Origin of the sequence: Bartonella sp. B10834G3 (assembly GCF_016102505.1) — a bacterium.
Classification (GTDB): domain Bacteria; phylum Pseudomonadota; class Alphaproteobacteria; order Rhizobiales; family Rhizobiaceae; genus Bartonella; species Bartonella choladocola.
The window spans coordinates 49,048-66,539 of the sequence record NZ_JACFOM010000005.1 but is presented as its reverse complement, the minus strand read 5'-3'; the positions used below and the strand labels follow the sequence as shown (position 1 = coordinate 66,539).

The 17,492-nt window shown below is 46.4% G+C and carries 15 protein-coding genes and 1 tRNA gene; 5 read left to right on the top strand and 11 right to left on the bottom strand.

Annotated features, from left to right (window positions below; translation table 11 throughout):
• Nucleotides 1–20 precede the first annotated feature (20 nt).
• The gene (locus H3S94_RS11305) at nt 21–929 is read right to left on the bottom strand and encodes a LysR family transcriptional regulator (RefSeq protein ID WP_198231715.1); all 909 of its coding nucleotides are present in this window, start codon (nt 927–929) and stop codon (nt 21–23) included.
• A gap of 93 nt (nt 930–1,022) precedes the next feature.
• Here H3S94_RS11305 and H3S94_RS11300 point away from each other — a divergent pair, with 93 nt between their 5' ends.
• The 3 genes from H3S94_RS11300 to folD all read left to right on the top strand — a co-directional run bounded on the left by H3S94_RS11300 (nt 1,023) and on the right by folD (nt 3,549).
• A complete protein-coding gene (locus H3S94_RS11300) occupies nt 1,023–1,430 on the top strand; it encodes a CidA/LrgA family protein (RefSeq protein ID WP_077993820.1) in 408 nt (135 codons plus the stop codon).
• Between the two features lie 19 nt (nt 1,431–1,449).
• The gene (locus H3S94_RS11295) at nt 1,450–2,160 is read left to right on the top strand and encodes an LrgB family protein (RefSeq protein WP_077994681.1); all 711 of its coding nucleotides are present in this window, start codon (nt 1,450–1,452) and stop codon (nt 2,158–2,160) included.
• A 486-nt stretch (nt 2,161–2,646) separates the two neighbouring features.
• Nucleotides 2,647–3,549: a bifunctional methylenetetrahydrofolate dehydrogenase/methenyltetrahydrofolate cyclohydrolase FolD gene (gene folD, locus H3S94_RS11290; protein WP_198241138.1), complete on the top strand. Its 903-nt coding sequence runs from the start codon at nt 2,647–2,649 to the stop codon at nt 3,547–3,549.
• A gap of 98 nt (nt 3,550–3,647) precedes the next feature.
• Here the strand turns inward: folD and edd are convergent, their stop codons facing one another.
• From edd to H3S94_RS11245, 9 genes are all read right to left on the bottom strand, one after another.
• Nucleotides 3,648–5,483: a phosphogluconate dehydratase gene (gene edd, locus H3S94_RS11285; protein ID WP_077993823.1), complete on the bottom strand. Its 1,836-nt coding sequence runs from the start codon at nt 5,481–5,483 to the stop codon at nt 3,648–3,650.
• A 14-nt stretch (nt 5,484–5,497) separates the two neighbouring features.
• The gene (pgl, locus tag H3S94_RS11280) at nt 5,498–6,265 is read right to left on the bottom strand and encodes a 6-phosphogluconolactonase (RefSeq protein ID WP_198241137.1); all 768 of its coding nucleotides are present in this window, start codon (nt 6,263–6,265) and stop codon (nt 5,498–5,500) included.
• A gap of 9 nt (nt 6,266–6,274) precedes the next feature.
• Nucleotides 6,275–7,753, bottom strand: a complete 1,479-nt coding sequence (gene zwf / locus H3S94_RS11275; RefSeq protein WP_198241136.1) for a glucose-6-phosphate dehydrogenase — start codon at nt 7,751–7,753, stop codon at nt 6,275–6,277.
• A 48-nt stretch (nt 7,754–7,801) separates the two neighbouring features.
• Nucleotides 7,802–8,059: a hypothetical protein gene (locus H3S94_RS11270; RefSeq protein WP_198241135.1), complete on the bottom strand. Its 258-nt coding sequence runs from the start codon at nt 8,057–8,059 to the stop codon at nt 7,802–7,804.
• Nucleotides 8,056–9,333 (bottom strand): FAD-binding oxidoreductase, encoded by a 1,278-nt coding sequence (locus H3S94_RS11265; RefSeq protein WP_198241162.1) that lies wholly within the window; start codon nt 9,331–9,333, stop codon nt 8,056–8,058. Before H3S94_RS11265 ends, H3S94_RS11270 begins: the two co-directional genes overlap by 4 nt.
• An 11-nt stretch (nt 9,334–9,344) precedes the next feature.
• Nucleotides 9,345–10,772 carry a glutamine synthetase family protein gene (locus tag H3S94_RS11260; RefSeq protein ID WP_198241134.1) on the bottom strand — a complete coding sequence of 476 codons (1,428 nt, stop codon included), beginning with the start codon at nt 10,770–10,772 and terminating at the stop codon, nt 9,345–9,347.
• A 698-nt stretch (nt 10,773–11,470) separates the two neighbouring features.
• Nucleotides 11,471–11,547, bottom strand: a tRNA-His gene (locus tag H3S94_RS11255).
• Nucleotides 11,548–12,055: 508 nt separating this feature from the next.
• Nucleotides 12,056–13,144 (bottom strand): quinone-dependent dihydroorotate dehydrogenase, encoded by a 1,089-nt coding sequence (locus H3S94_RS11250; protein ID WP_198241133.1) that lies wholly within the window; start codon nt 13,142–13,144, stop codon nt 12,056–12,058.
• Nucleotides 13,141–13,488, bottom strand: coding sequence for a DUF952 domain-containing protein (locus tag H3S94_RS11245; RefSeq protein ID WP_198231722.1), 348 nt, complete (start codon nt 13,486–13,488; stop codon nt 13,141–13,143). The genes H3S94_RS11250 and H3S94_RS11245 overlap by 4 nt, the downstream gene beginning before the upstream one ends.
• Nucleotides 13,489–13,597: 109 nt before the next feature.
• On the opposite strand from H3S94_RS11245, the gene H3S94_RS11240 reads away from it, so the two are divergent.
• Together H3S94_RS11240 and mscL are read left to right on the top strand one after the other, a co-directional pair.
• Complete coding sequence (locus tag H3S94_RS11240) at nt 13,598–13,993, top strand: hypothetical protein (protein ID WP_198241132.1); 396 nt, start codon at nt 13,598–13,600, stop codon at nt 13,991–13,993.
• Nucleotides 13,994–14,151: 158 nt separating this feature from the next.
• The gene (gene mscL / locus H3S94_RS11235; protein ID WP_077972829.1) at nt 14,152–14,565 is read left to right on the top strand and encodes a large conductance mechanosensitive channel protein MscL; all 414 of its coding nucleotides are present in this window, start codon (nt 14,152–14,154) and stop codon (nt 14,563–14,565) included.
• Between the two features lie 343 nt (nt 14,566–14,908).
• On the opposite strand, the gene H3S94_RS11230 is transcribed toward mscL, so the two are convergent.
• Nucleotides 14,909–17,461, bottom strand: coding sequence for a PAS domain-containing sensor histidine kinase (locus H3S94_RS11230; protein WP_198241131.1), 2,553 nt, complete (start codon nt 17,459–17,461; stop codon nt 14,909–14,911).
• Nucleotides 17,462–17,492 lie beyond the last annotated feature (31 nt).

Genomic DNA, 17,492 nt, shown 5'->3' with positions numbered 1-17,492 from the left:
TGGGTACAGGAAAAAACGGCTCATGATTTTATGCCATTATTTACCTTTAATGTTCCGTCATGGTATTCACCTGATAGCCGCAACCATTCGCGTGCTGCATAGGAAAGATGGCTTTGACTGCGCCAGATTAAAGCCATATGCCATTCAATGACTATATCGGTCATCTCTACCATTTTTACATTTTTGACATTGCGCTTTTCGGCAATCATGCGGGGTAAAAATCCTACACCCATACCGGCTGCAACGAGGCCAAACAGAAAGTCGATCTGGCTTGAACGTGCCGAAACCACCGGCTCCAGCCCCTTTTTACGGAAGGTTTCAATGACAAGTGGTGTCAAAGCAAACTGGCTTGCAAAAAGAACAAACGGATATTCTGCAAGCTCTTTGGCGGTAATCTTTGTTCGCTTGCCTGCAAGGCTTGCCGGCATGAGCGCGACAACCGGATCGTTGCGGACATCCTGATAATCAAAACCGCTTGCAATCGGCACAAGCGAACCGGCAAGCTCGATTTCGCCCGACCGCACCAGCTCTTCCAATTTTTTACTTCCGTGTTCGACAATATTGATGTCGATATGAGGATGCGATGAAGTGTAACGCGCAAGAACCGGTGCAAAAAGTTCGGAACTGCCAATAGGCGGAAGCCCGATTTTCAAAACACCACGTTTAAGCCCCTTCAATTCGGCAATCTCGCGTTCCATTTGGGTTTCTTCCGCAAGAATACGTTGTGCGTGACGAAAGACATATTCGCCTGCTGCTGTAAGCTGCATTTTACCTTTGTTGCGATTGATTAATTTGGTTCCATACTGGCCTTCAAGCTGGGCCAGAGACTTACTGATCGTCGATTGCGTCGAGTTCAGAACTTTCGCGGCTGAGGAAAAGCCGTTCTGGCGTATAATTTCTACAAAGGCTTCGAGTGTTCTTATTTGCATAACTATTCTATATAGGAATAGTCTACATGAATTCAATTCATTTTACGAATGACACAGCATCACTTATCTAACGTTTTGTCAGGAGTAAATTAAATGATACATCGTCTTAGAGTTCAAACACGTCATCTCTTCCATCACAATATATTTGCGCAGATGGGACTTTTGTGCGCTTTCTGGATTATCGGCGAGATCATTACATGGGCTTTGAGCCTGCCCATTCCGGGTGCAATTATCGGCATGGTGCTTGCTCTTCTTGCGCTCGCTAGTCGTAAACTCAGTATATTGAGCATGAAACGCGGTGCCGACTGGCTCATTGCCGAAATGCTTCTGTTCTTTGTTCCAGCAGTTCTTGCCCTTCTCAACCATAAAGAATTTATCGGCTTGTTGGGCATAAAAATTCTGGTCGTTATTCTGGGTGGCACATTCGTTGTTATGAGTATTACCGCTTTGACAATAGACCTTTGTTATCGCTGGATGTTGATGCGTCATGTTAAACATTGAATCAAATCTCGAACAATATATGGCTGATATAGAGCTTTATACCAGTCCGGTTTTCAAAACGGTTTTCTGGTCGCTCGTTACCATCCTTCTCTATATGGCGGCAAAAGCATTTTACCGCCGTTTTTCCTATTGGTGGCTGACACCATTGGCAGTAACACCACTTTTGCTGATGATCGTGGTGGTGCTGCTCAAGGGTGACTATGCCCATTATATCAAAGCGACCCATTGGCTTGTTGCCATTCTGGGGCCGGTCACCGTTGCCTTTGCTGTTCCGATCTGGCAACAACGCAGAATCATTGCCAAAAACTGGTTTATTCTGACGGTCGGTATTATCGTCGGTTCATTTGCTTCGATGTTGTCGGCATGGGGGCTTGCAACCCTTATGCAACTTGATCCGACTTTGCGGCTAAGTCTTATGCCGCGTTCGATCAGCACTCCTTTTGCCATGGAAGTTTCCGGTGACATTGGCGGTATACCCGATCTGACGGCTGTTTTCGTTGTCCTTACCGGCGTTCTGGGTGCTGCACTGGGCGAGGTTATTGTCAAATATCTGCCGTTACGCTCTTCTCTTGCACGTGGTGCCCTTTTCGGCATGGGAGCACATGGCGCAGGCGTTGCCCGCGCCCACCAGATGGGGCGTCAGGAAGGCTCGATTGCAGGCCTTGTTATGGTCATGGTTGGCATTGTCAATGTTCTGCTGGCGCCGGTTCTGGCTTGGCTGCTGAAATAGGTGAGAAATTCTTGAAAGAAGCCGTGTACAGTTTTGCACCTGCACACGAAAGAGATTGTTGAAACGCCGTAACGTTTCCCAAATCAAAATTTAAAAAAGTTTGAGATGCAAGATAAGATCCGCAATTGTGATAGATCGGTTGATTGAACCGGTTTCAGCTTTGGCAACATATCCATTCAAACAAAGAGTTGGCAGCATATTCATTCAACAAATAACATGACCGGGTCGGAATAACGTTTTTCCTTGCAATCCCGTTTTTTCCACCCCGTTACCGGCAGCATCCGCTCTCTCCGGTGTTTGAACGGGCTTTAACCATTTTTGGTCTTTCTCTTCTCAAAACGGATGACTTTTTGCTTGTCATTCATACCAAAGTGGCTATTTTGCACATCCTTTGTGCCAAACATGTACAATCTTGACACAATGATCTGTTTTATTTCAGGAATATGCTTTAAAGCAGAACAAAAAGCCTAGTGAAAGGAATCCTCTATGGCCAATGTGATTGACGGGAAAAAACTTTCTGAAGACATCCTTGCCAAAGTAAAACAAGAAACCGCGATTTTACGTGAACAACACAATATCCAGCCGGGAATAGCGGTCATTATTGTGGGGGAGGATTCTGCCAGCAAAGTTTATGTTGCTTCCAAGGAAAAACGCGCTGAAGAGTGTGGTTTTCTATCGAACAAATATGAACTGGACGAGAAGACCAGCGAGGCGGATTTGCTCGCCCTTGTCAAAGAATTGAACGAGGACAAAAATATTCACGGCATTCTGGTACAATTACCATTACCGGCACATATCAATGCCGATCATGTCATTCAGACAATCTCGCCTGACAAGGATGTTGACGGTTTCCATTATATCAATGCCGGTAAAGTCATGACAGGTGCAATTGGAGACGCATTCGTTCCCTGCACGCCTGCCGGCATTATGGTGATGGTGGAACATGGACTGGGTAAGGATTTATCCGGCCTTGATGCCGTGGTTGTCGGTCGTTCAAACATAGTCGGAAAACCGGTTGCGGCGCTGCTTCTTGCGGCGAATGCGACGGTCACGATTGCCCATAGCCGTACCCGCGAAATTGATGATGTCTGCCGCAGTGCCGATATTCTTGTAGCAGCGGTCGGAAAACCCGAAATGATTAAGGGCGACTGGATAAAACCCGGTGCAACGGTCATTGATGTTGGCATTAACCGCGTTCCGGCACCTGAAAAAGGTCAGGGTAAAACCCGCCTCGTTGGCGATGTCGACTATAAAGCCGCCGAAAAAGTGGCAGGCTTCATCACCCCCGTTCCCGGCGGTGTCGGGCCGATGACAATTGCGATGTTAATGGCAAACACACTGAAAGCTGCCTGCAAAGCAAATAATTTGCCATTGCCTAAAATTTCATAACACCATTTTTAAACATCATTTGCTTCAGGTAAAAAATAAAAACGCTCCGGAACAATTAAATCCGGAGCGTTTTTTTGAATATAAATTGTTTATATCGATTATTGGCGCAATGGACCAACAACAACGCTTGCCCCTTGATCTGCCCGTCCGACAAATTCGCGGAAAACGCGGAAAAGCTCGCGTCCTGTGCCGAATTCATGTGCTGAAAGATCAGGATGTTCGATCTGTCTGTTGTTGAACTCCTGTTCATCGACGAGAATCGTCAAAGTTCCGTCATTGGCATCAAGCCGGATCATATCGCCGTCTTTCAACCTTGCAATCGGCCCGTTATCAAGCGCCTCCGGCGTGACATGGATGGCTGCCGGAATTTTGCCCGACGCACCCGACATGCGACCATCGGTGACAAGAGCAATTTTTTGCCCGCGATCTTGCAACACGCCGAGAACTGTCGTCAGTTTATGCAATTCCGGCATACCATTGGCTTTCGGCCCCTGATAGCGCACAACGGCAACAAAATCCTTGCCGTCAAGTTTACCGGCTTTGAAAGCGTCTTGAAGTTCCAGTTGGTCATTGAAGACAAGAGCCGGTGCTTCAATCAACCAGCGTTCGGGTTTGACTGCCGATACCTTGATAATAGCAGCGCCCATATTGCCGGAAAGTACCCGAATGCCGCCATCCGCTTGAAAAGGTTTCCGCCATCCGGTAAGCACTTTTTCATCGCCACTTTTTTCCGGTGCCGGTTCACGCACAACTTGCCCGTCACTTCCCAGTTTCGGTTCGGTTGCATAAGCGTCCAAGCCCTCGCCGACAACTGTGCGGACATCTTCATGAACAAGACCCGCTTCAATCAGTTGCTTGATAACAAATCCCATGCCGCCAGCGGCGTGAAAATAGTTCACATCGGCAAGACCGTTTGGATAAACCCTTGCAATAAGCGGAACGACCGACGAGATTTCGGCAATATCGCCCCAGGTAAGATCAATACCTGCTGCATGAGCCATAGCGATCAAATGAATTGTGTGGTTGGTCGAACCACCTGTAGCATTCAACCCGACAATCGCATTGACAAAAGACTTTTCGTCAATCATCGCACCCACCGGCGTATATTCATTACCAAGGGCGGTAATTTCGAGAGCACGCTTTGTTGCTTCGCGCGTTAATGCATCGCGCAAGGGTGTATTGGGGTTGATGAATGCGGCCCCCGGCATATGAAGCCCCATCATTTCCATCATCATCTGGTTGGAATTGGCCGTTCCATAAAAAGTACAAGTGCCCGGCCCATGATAGGAAGTCGCTTCCGACTGGAGTAACGTTTTACGATCAACTTTACCTTCGGCATAAAGCTGACGGATTTCGGCTTTTTTGTCGTTACCCTGACCGGTTGTCATAGGGCCAGAGGGCACAAAAATTGCCGGTATATGCCCGAATGTCAAAGCGGCAATGACAAGCCCCGGCACAATTTTATCGCAAATTCCGAGATAAAGCGCTGCATCGAACACGTCATGCGACAAGCCGACGGCAGCAGCCATAGCTATCACATCGCGTGAAAAAAGCGAAAGCTCCATGCCGGTATAACCTTGGGTAATGCCATCACACATTGCCGGCACACCACTGGCAACTTCGGCTACACCGCCGGCTTCACGCGCCGCAGCCCTGATAATTTCAGGAAAAGCTTCAAAAGGCTGGTGCGCAGACAACATATCATTATAGGCTGTGATGATACCGATATTGCCAACGACATCTTCCTCCAACCGTTCTTTATCAAGTGGCGCACAGGCTGCAAAACTATGAGCCTGATTGGCACAGGCAAAAAAACTGCGACGCGGGCGATTACGTGCTGCACGGGTTATCCGGTCAAGATAGATTTCGCGACTTTTCTTTGACCGCTCACGAATCCGGTCTGTCACGGCAGCGATTGTGCCCGAAAGAGACATTTGTTTTCTTTCTCCTAAACTGAAACTGTGTCAAATAACGAATGGGTTCCATCCGTAATCTGTTTTTCTTCTTCATTGGGCGACCAGTAGATCTGCACAGGATGGCGGGTGTTTTTCAACACTGCGCGAATTGGCAATTCTTCAACCGGTCCGTCCTGCAAAGCACGCTCGAAAACATCCAGTTTTGTCTGACCTTCAATATGAAGAGCAATGAAACGTGCTTCGGCAATCACCGGCAATGTAAGTGTCAGGCGGGCTTCCTTCAAGCCGCGTGCATGAATTGGTAAAACAAGCGCACGCGATTCCGGATCAATGGCCTGTTTCAAACGGTCACCGCCGGGGAAAAACGAAGCTGTATGCCCGTCGGTTCCCATGCCGAGAACAATGACATCGAAAGGCCGTGGAAGGCCGTTAATGCGGCTTGCTGCGGAAAAGGCCGCAAGCTCTGCAGTAATTGACGGGTTATAAAGGCCGTAAAAGCGGGCTTTTGAAGCAAAATTCTGTAACAGGCTTGAACGCACCAGACGTTCGTTGGAACGATCATCTGTCACGGGCACAAAACGTTCATCCACCAGAGTGACAAGAATGTTTTTCCAATCAATATCTGCCTTGGCGAGATAATGGAAAAAAAGTTCGGGCGTTTTACCACCCGACACTGCCAGCACTGCCTGTTTGCGTTCAACAATGGCAACACTCAATTCGGCCGCCACCCGATCGGCCAAAGCCGAAGCCAATGCAGAAGGCGTATCAAAATTCAACCGGTTTGTATCCATCAAGCTCATAGCAATACCCTAAACTGTATCGTTCCATGTCCGACCGTCCCGCTCGATCAGGGCAATCGACTTTGATGGCCCCCATGTTCCCGCGGTATATCCCTGAACAGGCATGTTTGTTGCTTCCCAACCTTCTTCAATCGGGTCGACAAAGCTCCACGCTGCTTCAACTTCATCACGCCGCATGAACAATGTCTGGTTGCCGCGCACAGCATCCATCAACAAACGTTCATATGCATCGGGATTGCGAACCGGAAATGAATCGGCAAATGTCATATCAAGCGGCACATGGTGAAGGCGCATTCCGCCAGGCCCCGGATCCTTTATCATCAACCATTGTTTGACACCCTCATCCGGTTGCAAACGGATAACCAGCCGGTTCGGTACAACTTCGCCAGCTTCGCTGCCAAAAATATTGTAAGGAATGGGTTTGAACGTCACCACTATTTCCGACATGCGGGTTGCAAGACGTTTGCCGGTGCGCAAATAAAAGGGTGCACCTGCCCAACGCCAATTGTTAATGTCAACTTTCAAAGCAACAAATGTTTCTGTATTGCTCTTATCTTTTTTAAGATCATCAAGATAGGAACCGACAGGCCCGCTTGTCGAAGCACCGGCCTTATATTGCCCGCGTACGGTGTGGGTTGTCACATTATGGCTATCGATACGGGAAAGCGAATGAAGAACTTTAAGCTTCTCGTCACGAACCACATCGGCCGTATTGGCTGAAGGTGGTTCCATCGCGACAAGGCATAAAAGCTGCAACATATGGTTTTGCACCATGTCGCGGAGCGCGCCCGCATTATCATAATAACCGGCTCTTCCCTCAAGCCCGACCGATTCAGCAACTGTTATCTGGACATGGTCGATATGAGCCGAGTTCCACAATGGTTCATAAAGCGCATTGGCAAAGCGTAACGCCATCAGATTCTGGACAGTCTCTTTTCCCAGATAATGGTCGATACGGAAAATCTGGTTCTCGTGAAAAACACTTGCCAATATATCATTCAGTTTTGTTGCCGTTTCGCGATCACGGCCGATCGGTTTTTCAACAATAATACGGCTATCATCGGTGACCAGACCATTTTTTCCCAAGCGTTCGGCAATGCTGCCGAAAAGAGCCGGACTGACCGCCAGATAAAAAGCCCTGATAGCTTTGACCGAGGAAATCTCGATGGCTTTTTTCAATTGATCCCAACCCGCGTCGGTTGTGGCATCAACCGGAACATAACTCAATCGCTTCAAAAACCTGTCAACTTCACTTTTATCAATATCGTCGGCAGAAACATGTTTCTCGATCGCCGCGCGCGCAAAATTACGGTATTCTTCATCGGTCAATTTCGAGCGGGATGTACCGATAATACGTGTCGGCTCACTGAACTGCCCCGTGCATTGGCGGTGATAAAGTGCAGGCAATAGCTTTCTTTCGGCAAGGTCGCCCGCACCGCCAAAAACGATACAATCAAACGGGGGAATAGGAATTATTTTACTTACCATGGAAATATCAAAGTCCTCGGACGCTTCACCTTAAGTGATCAATCTTGTTCATATCACAATATATATGCCTTGAGGTGCTGAATAAGCTGTTAATTTGGCGTTCACTTCACCGTTAATTTTATCTTTCAAGTCATTAAAATTTGTCAGAAACGCTTTTTTTAAAGGTGCTGCGCAAACAATCGGCTTCTTTTCTTGCCGCTTCCGGTGGCTCAACATTTTTTTGCGGCTCGTTCCGCCACTTTCCGCGCCCCGTATTGGTCGGCAATGTAATAAGATTGAAGCCGAGAAAACTTTTAAAAACTTCAAAATCTATCCATCAAGGCAAAAAACCGCATTGCCAGCCAAAGAAGCGGCCTCCTTAATGTTTTTCCACCCGGAAAAGGTGAAATTTTCAGCTCTTTGAAAGAGTGGATACGATCACCTTTGCCGGTTATGCTTTCTGCGTAAAGCTTTCCCATAAACGGAGCAAGCATAACCCCATGACCGGAATAACCGCCGCAATAAGTAACATTTTGCATAATGTCACGGATATAAGGCATCCGCTCGACCGTTATCGCAACAGTGCCACCCCAACAATGCGTCAGTTCGATTTCACTTAATTTCGGAAAAATTTCTACCATTTGCGCACGAATACGATCGGCGAGATGGTCGGCTACAGCTTTATCGTAACTTTCAACACCACCAAAAAGCAGACGGTTATCAACGCTTTTTCTGAAATAGCGCACGACAAAACGCGAATCGTCTACCGCTTCTCCACCACGCAAAATTTCACTATCAATCGGCAATGGAGCAGTCGCACCGATATAAGAACGAATCGGAATGATTGTGCGGTCTACAAAACCGCTTAAAGTTTGATTGTAGCCATTGGTGGCGAGTAACACATGCGCGGATTTGATATAACCGTCGGGGGTGGTTATAATGCACTTGTCATTCTTGACTTCAAGCGACGTTGCAGGCGTTTTTTCATAAAGTTCCGCTCCCGCTTTTGAAGCGAGAGAAGCAAGTCCGACAACCAGTTTTAACGGATTGATGTGACCGGTACCGGTATCGCGAATACCACCATAATAGAAATCCGACCCCAAACGGTCTTGCGTTTCCTTGCGGTCCATGAATGACAATTGGTCATAACCATAGCGCAGCATGTTTTCGACATGCGCCTGATAAGCTGCAATCTCGCGTTTCTTATGAATAAGCGACAATTGTCCGGGGAAATAGTCGAGATCTATTTTGTTACCAAGTTCCAATATATCTTTTTTGGCTTCTTCCGCCAGATCGAACAAAGCTTTGGCTCTTTCATGCCCAAGTGCTTTTTCAAGCTTTTCCACCCATTGACGCTGCCCCGTTCCAAGTTGTCCGCCATTGCGGCCGGATGCGCCATCGCCAAAACGCGCCCCGTCGACAAGCACAACGCGAAGCCCTGCTTTTGCCAGATAATAGCTTGCGGAAAGTCCGGTGAAGCCACCGCCTATAATAGCAACATCACATTCTTTTGTTTCATGAAGAACGGGGTATGTCGGACGTTCGGCTACGCTGAATTCATACCATGATATACCCGGCGAAATGGTATTGTCGTGAAACATCATCCAATATCCTAAACATTGAGCAGCAAATATTCCCGCTCCCAAGGACTGATAACTTCCATGAAGGTTTCAAATTCTTGCCTTTTGATTGCCGAATAGGTGTTTACAAATGCATCCCCCAACACTGAACGCAACCGTTTATTTTCATCAAATAGCGCTACAGCTTCGACAAGGCCCCTTGGCAAATCCACATGATCGGCATTGACAGTTTGCGAGGAAGGTTCATCAGGCTTGAGTTTATCGACAAGCCCTATGAGGCCGCAGGCAAGAGATGCCGCAAGTGCGAGATAAGGATTGGCATCGGACGACGGAAGGCGGTTTTCAACCCGTCGTGCCTGAGGTGCCGAACGGGGAACACGGAAAGCGGTTGTGCGGTTGTCATATCCCCAATGGAGATTGACAGGTGCCGAAAGATCGGGAACCAAACGGCGATAGGAATTGACATATGGTGCAAGCATGACCATTGCACTTGCCATATGTTTTTGTAAACCGCCCAGAAAATACCGGAAAGCCTCACTTTCACTGCCATCCGCGCGGGTAAAAATATTGTTGCCGGTCTTCATGTCTACAATAGATTGATGGATATGCATGGCCGACCCCGGTTGGCCCTCTATGGGTTTTGCCATAAAAGTCGCATACATATCATGTTTGAAAGCCGCTTCACGTATCGTGCGCTTGAACAGAAAAACCTGATCGGCAAGTTCGATCGGGTCGCCGTGACGCAAATTGATTTCGAGCTGGCCTGCCCCTTCTTCGTGAATCAATGTGTCGATTTCCAAGCCTTGCGCCTCGGAAAAATGGTACATATCGTCAATCAATTCATCAAATTCGTTAACACCGGCAATGGAATAGCCCTGCCCGCCGCCGATTGCGCGACCGGAGCGGCCGACAGGAGGTGTCAACGGATAATCGGGATCAGGATTTTTCTGGACAAGATAAAACTCTATTTCCGGTGCAACGACCGGCTTCAATCCCAATTTTGTGTAGGATTCAACGACATTGCGCAAAACATTGCGCGGCGTAAATTCAACCCGTTTACCGCTCTGGTACACAATATCGCAAATAACCTGCGCGGTCGGATCGTCTTCCCACGGGACAACGCTTAAAGTCGCAAGATCGGGTTCCAATCGCAAATCACCATCATCGGCGGGATAATGGAAACCGTTGCCATCTTCGGGATAATCGCCGGAAATTGTTGCCATAAACACAGCAGATGGCAGCGCAAGTGACGTATCGGAGGTAAACTTGTTTGACGGCATCATCTTGCCGCGAGCGACACCGGCCTGATCGGGGGTAATACATTCAATGTCTTCAATACCGCGAAAAGCCAGCCACTCCGACGCTTCGTTCCAGTTTTTCACGCCATAAATATTCTTGAGATAAGCGTGCTGTATTTTTGTATTTTTATCTTTTGCCTTTTTTGTTTTTTTTACCGTCATAAAACACCAAATCGAAATTTATATTGTCAACAGAGAATGATTATCTACTTTCAAAAAATGTGACAGGCAAAAATTGTGACGGGCTTGGCCTTTTGTCAACCGGTTGTTCGTTTTTCACGTGCTTTTTGCCAAATCATGAAAACCGTTTTGAATTCATTTTCCGGTTTTGCCTTAAATTTATCGCAGCGGTTGAGTTTTTCCCTCCGACAACAGTGTCGCGCATTTTCATTATATAGATTATACAAGTTCCTGCCTTATAAAGGTTAGTCAAAAGGAAGATATCTTCTAAAAATATTTCTTTTTTCAATGTCCATCATTTGAAAGCAGGCTTTCCATTTCCGCAATGACGAACGCCCCTTTAATTTCTTGTCTTAGCAAAAAAGGCAGCCATTTTTCTTTCACTGACGCGCAAAAGTCCCACAAAACAGGCTTATGCGATGAAATGCCTATCCGTCGATATGATTTATCTTTAGCCGGATATAGCTTCAAAAGAATTTAACGTCGCCTGTTCTGCTTGCTATTTTTTACGTCCTTCCATCCATCCGCCTTTATAGGGCGTCTTGAAAAACAGCAGCCTAATCATTCATTTTTTTAAATTGGATGTTCTGGCTTTTAACCATCTTCAACAGGGATAAAACGCTAACTCCGGAACCACAAAAGGCCGGACTCAAATAAAAGAAATGGAGCTTGAAAAAAAATGGTACGGTTGGTGGGAGTTGAACCTACGACCTCTGGTGCCACAAACCAGCGCTCTAACCAACTGAGCTACAACCGCATCAGCAGAATTAAACATTCCGACCGGTGACATACGGAAGATCGAACAATTTTGCAAGTGCCTTAACGCATTTTAACCCTATTTATTGGTATTTTCGTCGGGTTTTTGTTTTTTATAAAATGCAAAAATGGTGAAGATTGCCGTTTTTTCAAATAGCCGAGCCAAAGAAATCCGCCGATAGCGATGAAGTTAAAAACTGGCCAAGAGGGTTATTGCCGCTTTGCCATACGGAACATTGATAGAATCATGGCTAAAAAATTGGCTTTCAACTTTATTGAATGTTTAAGCCCCAAATAGCGATTATCTTCGAGTTATATTTTTCTAAAAAAGCTTCGCATTTTTCAGGCACTGGTGTGAATCTTTCGGGGAACCGACTTTTGAATGGACATGCGGTTTATCCCAAAACCGTACTTTTTACTTGTCGCAGTGCTTTCTCTGAAAACCGCTTCGCACTTTTCAGGCACTGCTTGGGCACTTTTGGGAAACCAGGTTTTTAGTACACGTCCTCCTAATCAGGGATTTTGCGGTTTGCCCATTCATCGAGCGACAGGTCGCGATACTCCCCTATCTTCCCCACTCCATCTTTTTCCATGGTTACAAGCACATCTTTCAGAATGTGTCGCGTAAGCCCTGCCCCCTCATAAACCATCGCACTATAAAGTTCGACAAGATCGGCTCCGGCTTTGATTTTTTCGAGTGCCGTTTTCGCGTCATAAACGCCGCCCACCCCGATGATCGGTTTTTGTTGCTGCAATCTCTTGCGCATTTTTGCAAGAATAATCGTCGAGCGTTCAAATAACGGCTTGCCGGAAAGCCCGCCCGATTCGCCGCTGAAGCTTTTATTTTGAAGACCGGTTCTGGAAAGTGTCGTATTGGAAACAATAAGCCCGTCCACATCCGAGGAGAGAAGCTCGGCGGCAACATCATCAAGCCCTTCTTCAGTCAAATCAGGAGCTATCTTTAAAAAGACCGGAACATGAACGCCCGTCTTTTGCTTTTCTTCCGCTCTCGCCCCGCTCACCGACAGGAGCAACTCCTTCAAACTGTCACGGGCTTGCAAATTCCGTAAACCCGGTGTGTTCGGTGATGAAATATTGATGGTGAAAAAGCTTGCAACATCATAAAAGCAATGAATGCCGCGCGAATAGTCGAGAATACGATCGTCCGAATCCTTGTTCGCGCCGATATTGACCCCGACAATGCCTTGCTTTTTACGCTTGGCGAGGCGTTTATGGGCAGCTTCATGACCCTCATTGTTAAACCCCATGCGATTGATAACAGCCTCGTCTTCACGAAGACGAAAAAGACGGGGTTGAGGGTTGCCCGCTTGTGGGCGCGGCGTGATTGTGCCAACTTCGCTAAAGCCGAACCCCAAACGCAATATTTGATCGGGAACTTCGGCATTTTTATCATATCCGGCAGCCAAACCTAAAAAGTTCGGAAATTCCAGTCCGGCTATGTTCACACTCAAACGTTGGTCACGGATTGTAGGCCCCGAACCGAAGCCCGCCTTCAATGCAAGGATGGAAAGCTTGTGAGCCTTTTCGGGTGAAAGGCAAAAAATCAACGGGCGTAAATAAGAACGATAAAGGTTCATGGCAATACCTCGCTGAACTCGAATAGGCCGTTTTCGTCAGCCTCGAAAGGACTGACACCGACAACAGCTTCAAGCGACAAGTTGCCATAAAGATGAGGAAAAAACGCCCCGCCACGAGACACTTCATAACGCAGTGCCTCTTCATCAAGTTCGTCTTCGTCAACGGCGATAAGCAAAAGACCGGTTTGACCTTTAAAATGTTTGTTTGCCGTTTCTGCCACCTGTTCGGCGCTTGAAAAATGGATAAAACCATCGGTAATATCGACCGCAGCACCAGAAAAAACGCCTGAATCTTCGGCTTTTTTCCATTCGTCTTTCGACACAATCTTATAAATCAAGGCCATAGCTTTCGAGCCAATATGCTATTTCGTTGAACATCAAAGTCCATTGAACGGGAAATATTTTTGTTCATCCCTATATAGAGGATATGAGAGTTTCAACCAAGGGATAAAAATGTCGACTTTTCTTAAAACACTTGTTCTCGCATCCTGCTGTGCCATCGGTTTGACAACAATCGGTTCTGCAGCCGATCATCGTTTTGAATTTCAAAAAGTCGATGACGGTTATTTGCGCCTTGATACGGATACCGGCAGCATCGACAAATGTCTTGATAAAGACGGAAAAATAACCTGCGCTATTTCCGGTGACGAACGCGCACGCTATGAACAGGAAATCAAGACGTTGAAAGATAAAATTGCCGAGCTTCAACAAAATAAAGCCACAACCGGTCTGCCTAGCAAACAGGAGATGGATCAGGCTTATGACACAATGAAATATTTCTTCGACAAATTTAAAAACGACTTTAAAAATAACGATAATCCACCCGAAAACGGTGGCAATAAACTTTAATTTTCCAAATTATACGCGATATTTTTGAGTGAGCCGGGAGGAAATAATAACAAAAGCCTTTTCTTACTGTTATTGTGCCATATTTTAGTGTCGTAGCATAATCAGCGTTGATTATTGTGAGAATTGAAAACGACCATGAATAGGCGAGGAAAAGGCTAATGCTGAAAGAATTTCGGGAATTTGCACTAAAAGGCAATATGATTGATCTGGCCATCGGTGTTATTATCGGCGGTGCTTTTGGCGGTCTTGTCAATTCTATTGTGAACGATTTGCTGATGCCGGTCATCGGGCTTATTACCGGTGGCATAGACTTTTCCAACATGTTCATCCAGCTTGCCGGTCAAAAACAGACAACTCTTGCAGCAGCGCGCGAAGCCGGTGCTACAATTGCCTATGGCCATTTCATTACCTTGCTCATCAATTTTCTTATTATTGCATGGGTGCTGTTCATTGTCGTTAAGGCAATCAATGCAATGCACCGTAAAGAGCAGCAGGCCCCTGCACCAAAACCGGTTCCCCGTGACGAGGTATTGCTGACCGAAATACGCGATCTGCTGGCTGCCAAAAAATAATACCGAAAAATAATATTTGTGAATACGCGTTTTGATAAAGCGCAATTTACAATAAAATTCAAAAGCTCATTGGAGCGATCGTTCAGGCATTGGAATTGCCCTGAGAAATCATACAAAGTGCTGGCCATTCGAGAAACCGGAGTGTGCCAGCCCGCTTAAAAACACTTAAAATTCCGGCTTGATTTAAAATGATGCAGTTCCCCCTTATCAAATAACGCAAGCATTGAAGATCTTATTTGCGCATATGCTGAGTCAAAAAATGCGGTTTTGAATGCGCTTTTTTAAAACCGGTTATATTTTTAAAAGGCTTTTCAGGACGAGCACTTAAAATTCCGGCTTTATTTCACAAACGGTGAACGGGGAAAAACACTTCTACTGTTGTTCCCTGTCCCGGTCTTGATAGCAGGATAAGCCTTCCGCCAATTTTTTCGACAAGTCCTTTGGTTGTCGGAAGGCCAAGACCGGTACCGGTAAAGACTGCATCTCCCGCACGTCCGTCTTTTCTTGCAACCTGTCCATAAGGTTGAAGAGCGCGTGCCATTTCTTCCTCGTTCATGCCGATACCATTATCGCTCACCGATAATTTTACATAATTTTTGTCTGTCGTTGAAAGATGCACCACGATTTGCCCGCCACGTTGGGTGAAACGGATAGCATTTGACAGAAGATTGAAAATAATTTGCCTGAATTCCTGCGCCTCAATTCCGATTGCCGGTATTTTGGGCGGCATGGTAATGCGAATGATAATGCCGTTTTCGTTGGCCTGATTTTCAAATAATGCAACCGATTTTCTCAATTGCTGGATAACGTCAAAACTTGGCACTGAAGATTGGCGGTTGTCTATTGCCGTTTCGCTATTTGTTTCTCCAGAGCGCGTTTTTTCTTCGTAACGCGATTTTGCCTTTTCAAGAAAGGAGTTGACGAGTGACAAGATATGTTTGCCTGAAGAAACAATGTCGCGCAAATAGCCACGATAACGTTCGTTTTCTATACGGCCGAACCGTTCTTCCCGCATAATATCGGCAAAACCGATCATGGCATTAAGCGGCGTTCTGATCTCGTGGATGGTTTGTGCAAAAACCTCGTTATCATAAATTGGCTGGCTTGGAACTGATACATTCGTCATATCGCGCAAAAGACCCGCATATCCTTTTTGATTGGTCAGCGGTACAAGAGTGACAAAAACACGAATATCATCGCCAGACTTTGTTTGAATATCAGCCGATTGACCGCGGTTGAACAATCGTTTTGCACCACCGCTTTCAAGTGCTGCAAGATAATGATTGATCGCTTCTTCGGAAGTCGTCCGGAACAAGCTTTTAAACGGTCGACCGGCCACATCCTCTTTATCATAGCCGGTAAGTGCCGAAGCGGCTGCGCTAAAACCTTCTATTGAGCCGTCATTATTGAGAAAAACAAAGCCGTCTGTTGCTGTATCCAGCAAATTGAGAAGCGAAGACCGTTCGGGGATAAACTTGTTTTCTCCGGATAATTGTTCATCATGAGCTGTTTTATCGGTTTTTACAGCTTTTGAAAGCGGCCGCGCCACGGCGGGCAGTTGTAATTCACTGCGCAAACGTTCTGCAATCTCGCGAAAAGCCGAGCGTTCCGAACTGTTCAAAGCCGAACCGGTATCTTGCTCTTTCAACGTTTGATTAGATTGTTTTTCTTGGCCCCCAAGAGCCGTTTTGTCTGCGTCCTCCGGCGCGCTTCCCGTCGATAATTGCGATTGAATTGTTTCGTTTTCAACCGGCTTTTCCGGTCGTAGTGTTAACTTATTTTCGACGGTTGCAACAGAAGCTGCATTCTGATTTCCATTCTGTGGATTTAGCTGCCCGTCGACCGAAGCCTTCACCGTGCCAAAGCCGCGAAACCCGTCCAATTTTCCATCAAGCGACAAAACAGGAAGGCCTGACAAAGAGACTTCCAAATTCGCCTGTCCCCCTTTAGTTGGAAAAAGAACAACTTCGTCTTGAAAGGCGATGCATTGCGAAATTTTTTCTTCAAGACTTAAAAAACCGGCATTCTTATATTCATTATCAAGATTGGCAAGCGAACGGCCAAGCAATTTTTCGGCGTCACCGCCACAATCATAAAACGCGTCGGAAAAATTGCTGAACGCACCGTTTTTGTCCATTTGCCATGTAAAACGGGCCGGTTTTTCATTTGTCTTCTGATTGTTCCGGTCGGCTGCGTTTTCATCTATAGTCGCGATATTGAAGCAAAGAACGAGAAAACGTTGCGGTGTTTCACAAAGGCGAATAGCATTGACCTGTACTTTTCCCCCGCCATTTTTCATCAAGGTTTTAACAGGTGAAAAACCGTCAATAGAGGAAAGAAAAATTTGCAATGTATCGCCAAGCGGCTGAAAATTTTCCGTTTTCGCAAGAATTTTGTTTCCGTCATCAAAAATAGCAGCCGCAATATGATTGTCTTCCAGTCCTTCAAGAAGTGCTTCCGGTTGAGTGATTAAAAGATTCCGATTTATTTCATTTGCCGCTTCGCTTGACCCGTTTGCTGCTCCGGTTGAACGAACTTCCGAGACAAAGATAAACTGTTTCTGGTTGTCTCGCGCATTTTTCCCATGCGTTTCATTTAATGCATGAGCTTCGCCGGATATGAGTGACAGATTGAAAGAGCGTGCCGCTCCGCTTTTCCCGCGCAAATGAACCGGACGACCGCTTTTGATGCCATTTTCGATCTGGCGCTTGACTGCACTATCGAAAATCTCTTCCCGATCAAGTGCATCGGTGAGTGATGAAAAGCCGAAAAACGAAAGAGCAGCACCGTCAAGCCACAATAAAACCGATGCATTGCGGTCAAGCACGAAAGAACACTTGCCGCTCAAAAAAGCGTTTCTGATTGTACTTTCAGATAGAAAATCCAGAAATGCCAAGAATTGCTCCACCGGTTAAAGAAATGTTAAT

Coding starts and splice junctions, on each gene's coding strand:
- zwf (WP_198241136.1), bottom strand. CDS start 7,753: ATGGTAAGTAAAATAATTCCTATTCCCCCGTTTGATTGTATCGTTTTT.
- H3S94_RS11250 (WP_198241133.1), bottom strand. CDS start 13,144: ATGAACCTTTATCGTTCTTATTTACGCCCGTTGATTTTTTGCCTTTCA.
- folD (WP_198241138.1), top strand. CDS start 2,647: ATGGCCAATGTGATTGACGGGAAAAAACTTTCTGAAGACATCCTTGCC.
- pgl (WP_198241137.1), bottom strand. CDS start 6,265: ATGAGCTTGATGGATACAAACCGGTTGAATTTTGATACGCCTTCTGCA.
- H3S94_RS11300 (WP_077993820.1), top strand. CDS start 1,023: ATGATACATCGTCTTAGAGTTCAAACACGTCATCTCTTCCATCACAAT.
- H3S94_RS11265 (WP_198241162.1), bottom strand. CDS start 9,333: ATGTTTCACGACAATACCATTTCGCCGGGTATATCATGGTATGAATTC.
- mscL (WP_077972829.1), top strand. CDS start 14,152: ATGCTGAAAGAATTTCGGGAATTTGCACTAAAAGGCAATATGATTGAT.
- edd (WP_077993823.1), bottom strand. CDS start 5,483: ATGTCTCTTTCGGGCACAATCGCTGCCGTGACAGACCGGATTCGTGAG.
- H3S94_RS11240 (WP_198241132.1), top strand. CDS start 13,598: ATGTCGACTTTTCTTAAAACACTTGTTCTCGCATCCTGCTGTGCCATC.
- H3S94_RS11260 (WP_198241134.1), bottom strand. CDS start 10,772: ATGACGGTAAAAAAAACAAAAAAGGCAAAAGATAAAAATACAAAAATA.
- H3S94_RS11305 (WP_198231715.1), bottom strand. CDS start 929: ATGCAAATAAGAACACTCGAAGCCTTTGTAGAAATTATACGCCAGAAC.
- H3S94_RS11295 (WP_077994681.1), top strand. CDS start 1,450: ATGGCTGATATAGAGCTTTATACCAGTCCGGTTTTCAAAACGGTTTTC.
- H3S94_RS11245 (WP_198231722.1), bottom strand. CDS start 13,488: ATGGCCTTGATTTATAAGATTGTGTCGAAAGACGAATGGAAAAAAGCC.